This window comes from Streptomyces sp. NPDC005899, assembly GCF_040629645.1.
Classification (GTDB): Bacteria; Actinomycetota; Actinomycetes; order Streptomycetales; family Streptomycetaceae; genus Streptomyces.
The window spans coordinates 1-6,036 of record NZ_JBEXWB010000368.1; the positions used below are offsets into that span (position 1 = coordinate 1).

The following is a 6,036-nucleotide window of genomic DNA, read 5'->3' on the forward strand; positions in this document are numbered from 1 at the left end:
CCGGCGCCCGCACGGGGAGTCCGTGCCGCCGGCCGCCGACGCGTCGCCCCCCGTCAATTGCCTCGACATCGAGCACGGTGATCGGGGATGCTTCGCGCGATGACAAGAATCGATGACACGCCGCCTGCGTGGGACGAGCGCACCCAGCTCACCACGTTTCTCGACTACGCACGTGACACCGCCCGCCGCAAGTGCGAGGGCCTCACAGCGGAGCAAGCCCGCGAGGCGCTCCTGCCGGGTTCACCGCTGATGACCATCAACGGAGTGATCAATCACCTCCGCTGGGTCGAGTACTACTGGTTCCGCGTGGTTCTCCTGGGTGAGGAAGACGAGGGCCCTTGGACAGATGAGGACCCCGACCGGGAGATGCGCGTCGCAGTCGATTTCCCGCTCACGCAGTTGCTCGACGCCTACGCGGAGCAGAGCGTCCGCCACCGCGAACTGGTGGCGGGCACAGACCTGGACACGAGGGCCCAGCGGGCCGTGCGCGGCGGTCTCCGTGTCGATCTGCGTTGGATCCTCCTCCACCTCGTCGAGGAGACGGCCCGCCACAACGGCCACCTGGACATCCTGCGCGAGATGCTCGACGGTACGACCGGCGACTGAGGCCTTTCTTTCGTTCGGATCCAGGTGAGGGCGGGACGGGTGGGTGCTTTCGAGGTAGGGATATGCGGCGATGCCGCCTGGAGCCCTTCTGTTGAGGACGGTCTGCGGCATCTGCTCAATGAGTGGGACCCGCTCGGTGTCGCCGACGAGACCCAGCGAGCACGACTGCCTGCTCACCCCCATGCTCGGGAGGCTTCGTGGCGGTGCAGGCGAGACGGAGGTCGGTGCGTTCCTGCGGCACGATGAGGAGGAGCACTTCGGTCTCGATCCTCCTGGCGCGCGACCGGGAATGATGGCCTCCCGAGCGACCGCCTGGTGGACGGTCGCTGGACAGGCCGATGGCGACAGCGTGTGACTACCTTGTCCGCTTGTTTGCGCGTTGGCCCAAATGTGTCGTTGACCGACGCGCAATGGGCGCGGACCGAGCCGTTGGCCACCGTCCGCGGGCCGCGGGCCCTCGTGAGCACCTGAGCCGGCGTGGCATTCGGGAGGCGATCCCCGTTCCGCCCGATCAATGTCACCATCGGTTGGTGCGGCGCGGTAGTCGGGGCGGCAGACCACCCGAGTTCCATCATGAGGCGTACGCGCGGCGCGATACGGTCGGACGGTACAGCAACCGCTCGAAGCAGCGGCAGGGCATCGCCGCCCTGGGAACGCGTGGAGGACCATCCGGGTCCTGACCGAGGAAGCGTCGTCCCGAACACACCACGCAGGCTGATCGGTGAGGCCATGTTCAGTCGTGCGCGGTCTCCCGCACGTCGACGGCTTCGTGGCCCTCGCGGCGTATCCGTTCGGTCCCCCAGACGCCGAGCGGTCCGAGCGCGTGGTTGAGCGTGCGCCCGTGCTCGGTCAGGGAGTACTCCACCCGCGGTGGCACCTCGGCGTGGACCTTCCTGTGCACGAGCCCGTCCGTCTCCATCTCACGCAGGTGCTGCGTCAGCATCTTCTCGCTCACTCCCGTCAGGCCGCGCCGGAGTTCGCTGAAGCGGCGCACACGGTGCGCATCGAGTTCCCAGAGGATCAGCCCCTTCCACTTGCCGCTCACCACGTCCAGTGCGGCGTCGATGCCGCAGATGTACGGCCCGCGTCTCGGTTCCTTCGCCATGGGTCGCCCCTTACCAATAGGTGAGTACCGCAGTAATTAGTGGGTACTTCCGAGAGTAGCGACGCCCTCGGACCATGGAGGGGTGATCGAACAACAGAACCTGCCCACCCGTCAGAAATCCCCTGTCACCGTGATCGGCCTCGGTCCGATGGGCCAGGCGATGACACGCACACTTCTCGGCGCCGGCCACCCGGTCACGGTCTGGAACCGCACCGTCGGCCGGGCCGAAGGCGTCGTCGCCGACGGGGCCGTGCTCGCGGCGACCCCCGGCGAGGCGGTGGAAGCGAGCGATCTCGTGGTCCTCAGCCTCACCGACTACCAGGCCATGTACGACGTCCTCGACGGCGCCACCTCCTCACTTGCCGGCCGGACGGTGGTCAACCTGAGCTCGGACACTCCCGACCGCACACGCGAGGCGGGAGCCTGGGCGGAGGGCCACCGGGCCGACTTCCTCGCCGGAGGTGCCATGGTCCCCGCGCCGATGATCGGCACGGAGGCGGCGTACGTCTACTACAGCGGCGGGCACGAGGTGATGGAACGTCACCTGGCGACTTTGGCGGAGCTCGGCACACCGAGGTTTCTGGGTGAGGACCCGGGTCTCGCCCAGATGATGTACCAGGCCCAACTCGCCCTCTTCCTGACCACCCTGTCCGGGCTGATGCACGCCACGGCGATGCTGGGCGCCGCAGGGGTCCCGGCGCGGGAAGCGCTGCCCGAGCTGCTCTCCGCCGCCGACTCGATCGGGGACATCATGAGGGCGGGTGAGGAGAGCCCCGGAGCCGCGCTCGATGCCGGCGAGCATCCCGGGGACCTCAGCACCGTCACCATGATGGGGGCCACATCCGACCACATCGTCGAGACCAGCACGTCCCTCGACCTCGATCTCGCGCTTCCCCTGGCCGTGCAGGCCCACTACCGGCGCGCGATCAGGAACGGGCACGGCGGCGACAACTGGACCCGGATCATCGACAGCATCCGGCGGCCGGACCGACCCGCTACCCGGGAGGAACGGTCATGAGCACGCTGGTGCTGAGGCGGACGCCCTCCAGGGACGGACGTGGCGGCCACACTCCGCGCGCAGCTGTCCCGACGCGGATGGAGTGAGCACCGACGACGGGCCCAGAAGCTGTCGGAGGCCGAGGGGTGCGGCGCTCCGGTCGTCCCGCCCGGGAGACGCCGGACGGGACCGGTGCGTGGCACCGGCGGCCCCAACACGTGGCCGTCTGCGAAGCCGGCTCGCGGTGCGGTCGCCATGGGGTGTCAGGTCGACCACACCACCCTGCCGTTGTGTACCACGACGATCTTGGCGTCGGCTCGCAGGACCAGGCGGGCGCCCGCGTAGTCGTGTGTCTTGGAGGCCCAGATCGGGCGGTCGTCACCGTTGTGGATGACGAGGTTGCCGTCGGGCTGGAAGATCGCCCGGTGGTTCGGGCCGAAGGTCATGGACGCCCAGATGGGCTTGCCCAGTTCGTTGAGGACGACGAGGTTCCCGTCGGGCTGCATGACCATACGGATGCGGTTGGTGGTCCACGCCTGGTTGACCTCGATGGTGCTGGGCGCGGTGACGGTCGTCGAGGTCCAGTTCCGCTTCGGGGCCGCTTTGGGCGCGGGTGTGGCCGACGGCTCGGGCTTCTTCTTCGCGGCCGGGCTGCTCGTCTTCGCTGCCGGTGCCGGTGCCGGTGCGGGCACGGCCGGCTGGACCACGGTGGCCTTCGGGGCACTGATCTTCTTCGGCTTCTTCTTGCTCGGGGAGGCGCTGGGCTTCACGGTGACGTAGTCGTCGAGTGCCGCGGGGGCCGAGGCGGGATCGAGGACGGTGTCGGCCCCCTCGGCCGACGGCCTTCCGGCGCCACTGTCCCGTCCGTCGTCGTTCGCCGTGCCGACGAGCAGCAGGGGTATGGCGATCAACGCGGCACCGACGACGGCGGCGGCCGCCAGGACCGGTGTGCGCGGGCGCCCGCCGTCGACGCCGGTACCGGTCCGGGTGCCCGGCGACGTCCCCACGGACGTCACCAGGCCGATGCCCGCCGCGGGGGCCTCGGGCGTCTCAGCGGTCGTGGCGGCCGGGGGTGCGGCCGCGGCGGTTTCTCCGGCGGCTGCGGGTGTGACGCCGGTCCGCCCGGCCGGGGTGGCGTCGGGCTCCCCTGCCGGAGGTGTGGTGGCGGGCCTTGCGGCGGCCGGAGGTGCGGTGGTGGCCTGACCGGCCGAAGGTGCGGTGGCGTCGGGTCCCCCGGCTGGGGGAGCGGCGGCGGTCTCCTCGGCCCGGGTGGCTCCGGGCTCCGTCCCCGAGGCGGCGGCCGGGCTCGGTGCCTCCTCCGGAGCGGCGGCCGGGCTCGGTGCCTCGGTATTCCGTGCGCCGGGGGCGGCCGCCGCCGGGTTCTCGCCGCGGGCGGGGTGCTGAGGGGACATGGGTTACTCCTCCACGATGGCGGATCTGTCGGTGGGCAACGGCCGGGCCGCGCACCCGCCGCGGAGCACACGGGAGCTCGCGGAGCACACGGGAGGTGACGGGTGCCGAGTGGGAGTGGGGCGGTCGGAGCCCGCTCCCGTCCTGGCACTCCGCCCCGCCCCGCGTGCCTGACCCGCGTGGCGGAGGCCGATCCCGCGCCCGCCCGTGCCGCGCGGTGTCTCCGACGGCCCCGGGACCTCCTGGCGGAGGCGCTGTGTGCCGCAGGGGCCGACGGCGTACCCAACGTAACCCGTGGTGTGACCGGTGACCGCGTCCTCGCTCCGATCACCGCTGTCACTTTGTCCCTCCACGCCTCACTGCTCCCGGAAAGTTCTCCGTCCGGGCGGCAAACGGGCACGTGGGAGAGCGATACGGGCCTTCCGTGCGGCCCAACGGGTGGGGCACATGTGACATCCTGTCGGCATCCCGATCCGATCGGTTCCGGGTGCGCGCGTTGTCCGGCACCCGAGCGTTCGTCACGTTCCAAGAGTTCAGGTGGAGATGCGGCCCGCAGCACGGCAAGAGGGCGACGAGGAGGCCCCGTTCGCCCTTTCCCCCAGCTCCGGAGCGAGCACCGGTCCCGATGCGCTCGTCACCGCCGGCACCCCGGCGACCGGCACCCCGGAGATACCCGAGGCCGTGCGGGCCGCCGCCCGTGACGCCCCCGGGCACTGGATCGGCGTGGTGGACCCGGAGTGGGCCGGGGAGCGCACACCCCCGGAGTGGGCGGTGCTGGGTGAGTGGCAGTCGGACGACGGCGGAGACGTGGGGGACTACCGCGTGAACCCCGCCTACCGGCCCTCGGCGCGGGTACTCGGCTGGCCCGAGCCGACCGACCCGGTGGACGCGGCGGCCCAGCGAGCCGCCACCGGCTACGGCACGGTGGAAGCGGCACTCGCGGCACTGGCGGAGGCGGACGTCACCGTGGTGCGTGGGCCGGACGGCGGGCCGCTCACGGCCGCCGGCCGGGACGGGGCCCCGGTCATCCTGCTGTTCACCTCACCGGCACACGAGTTCATGTCCACGGCACTTCACCATGACACCCTGCCGGCACGGGACCTGGCCCGCACGGTGGAAGGTTCCGGCACCATGCTGATGGTCAACGCCGCGGCCGCCGCCCCCTTGTTCGTACCGGCGGACGGCCTCCTCGATCCCACACGCGCCGAGGGCGGGCCGGCGGCGGCCGCCACCTCGGGAGGGGAGCAGGCCGCGGCGGGCCGCCCGGGCGCTCCGGACCCGGAGTTGACCGGCGACGCGGTCGAACCTCGGCCCCACACCACAGGGAGGACCCCGTGACTCGTTCGTCCCAGCAGCCCCCCGCGTCCTCGCGGACACGCGTGGAGTCCACCACCGGGGGTGAGGCGACCGCACCCGCCGCCGCCCCTGCCGGGCCCACCTCCGGGCCGGCGGAGACGCCGACCCGGGCGGTGGCGGAAGAGGGAGGCACCGGAACAGGTCCGCGCGGGAACGAGGTGCCCGAGGCCGGGCGGAAGCCCGCAGCGGACCCCGCAGCCGGCGCCGCCGAGCCGACGGCCGGAGCGGCCTCCGGGGCCGGGCCGGTGGTCGCCGAAGGCACCGCCGCCACGCCCGGCGTTGTCCCCGAGGCCACAGCGGTGGCGCCCGGTGCGGCCTCGGGCACCACTGCCACGGCACCCGGTGCCGGCCCTGGACCCACCGCCGCCGTGCCCGGAGCGGACTCCGGTCCCTCGGCCGCCGCGCCCGGTTCCGACCCCGATACGGCTGCCGCCGCCCAGAGCCGGCTGCCCGCGTTCGTAAGGACGATGACCACGACCGCCATCGACCGGCCGCGGCAGCAGGCCGGGCCGGTGGGCCGGCCGGGCAAGGCGGTGCTGGCAGGGGCGGCGGTCGCGGGCGC

Annotated in this window: 5 protein-coding genes and 2 pseudogenes; 5 read left to right on the forward strand and 2 right to left on the reverse strand. The window is 72.3% G+C overall.

Features of this window, described 5'->3' with window-relative positions; translation table 11 throughout:
- Positions 1 to 99: 99 nt before the first annotated feature.
- Together ABZ371_RS27790 and ABZ371_RS27795 are read left to right on the forward strand one after the other, a co-directional pair.
- Positions 100 to 606 carry a DinB family protein gene (locus ABZ371_RS27790; RefSeq protein ID WP_358684510.1) on the forward strand — a complete coding sequence of 169 codons (507 nt, stop codon included), beginning with the start codon at positions 100 to 102 and terminating at the stop codon, positions 604 to 606.
- Positions 607 to 1,064: 458 nt separating this feature from the next.
- Positions 1,065 to 1,250 (forward strand): annotated as a pseudogene (locus tag ABZ371_RS27795) (IS5/IS1182 family transposase); the annotation flags it as partial.
- A gap of 89 nt (positions 1,251 to 1,339) precedes the next feature.
- Here ABZ371_RS27795 and ABZ371_RS27800 read toward each other — a convergent pair.
- Complete coding sequence (locus tag ABZ371_RS27800) at positions 1,340 to 1,711, reverse strand: helix-turn-helix domain-containing protein (RefSeq protein ID WP_358684512.1); 372 nt, start codon at positions 1,709 to 1,711, stop codon at positions 1,340 to 1,342.
- A gap of 82 nt (positions 1,712 to 1,793) precedes the next feature.
- Between ABZ371_RS27800 and ABZ371_RS27805 the strand changes: the two genes are divergently transcribed.
- Positions 1,794 to 2,729: an NAD(P)-binding domain-containing protein gene (locus ABZ371_RS27805; RefSeq protein WP_358684514.1), complete on the forward strand. Its 936-nt coding sequence runs from the start codon at positions 1,794 to 1,796 to the stop codon at positions 2,727 to 2,729.
- A gap of 242 nt (positions 2,730 to 2,971) precedes the next feature.
- Here ABZ371_RS27805 and ABZ371_RS27810 read toward each other — a convergent pair whose 3' ends face one another.
- Positions 2,972 to 4,120 (reverse strand): mannose-binding protein, encoded by a 1,149-nt coding sequence (locus ABZ371_RS27810; RefSeq protein WP_358684516.1) that lies wholly within the window; start codon positions 4,118 to 4,120, stop codon positions 2,972 to 2,974.
- A 541-nt stretch (positions 4,121 to 4,661) separates the two neighbouring features.
- On the opposite strand from ABZ371_RS27810, the gene ABZ371_RS27815 reads away from it, so the two are divergent.
- Entirely contained in the window at positions 4,662 to 5,456 is a 795-nt protein-coding gene (locus tag ABZ371_RS27815) for a type VII secretion system-associated protein (protein ID WP_358684518.1), read from the forward strand.
- Positions 5,453 to 6,036, forward strand: a pseudogene (locus tag ABZ371_RS27820) (hypothetical protein); the annotation flags it as partial. The gene ABZ371_RS27815 and the pseudogene ABZ371_RS27820, both read left to right, overlap by 4 nt.

Bases quoted from the DNA above. Each gene is read 5' to 3' on its own strand.
- ABZ371_RS27790 (WP_358684510.1), top strand. From the start codon at position 100: ATGACAAGAATCGATGACACGCCGCCTGCGTGGGACGAGCGCACCCAG.
- ABZ371_RS27800 (WP_358684512.1), bottom strand. From the start codon at position 1,711: ATGGCGAAGGAACCGAGACGCGGGCCGTACATCTGCGGCATCGACGCC.
- ABZ371_RS27810 (WP_358684516.1), bottom strand. From the start codon at position 4,120: ATGTCCCCTCAGCACCCCGCCCGCGGCGAGAACCCGGCGGCGGCCGCC.
- ABZ371_RS27815 (WP_358684518.1), top strand. From the start codon at position 4,662: ATGCGGCCCGCAGCACGGCAAGAGGGCGACGAGGAGGCCCCGTTCGCC.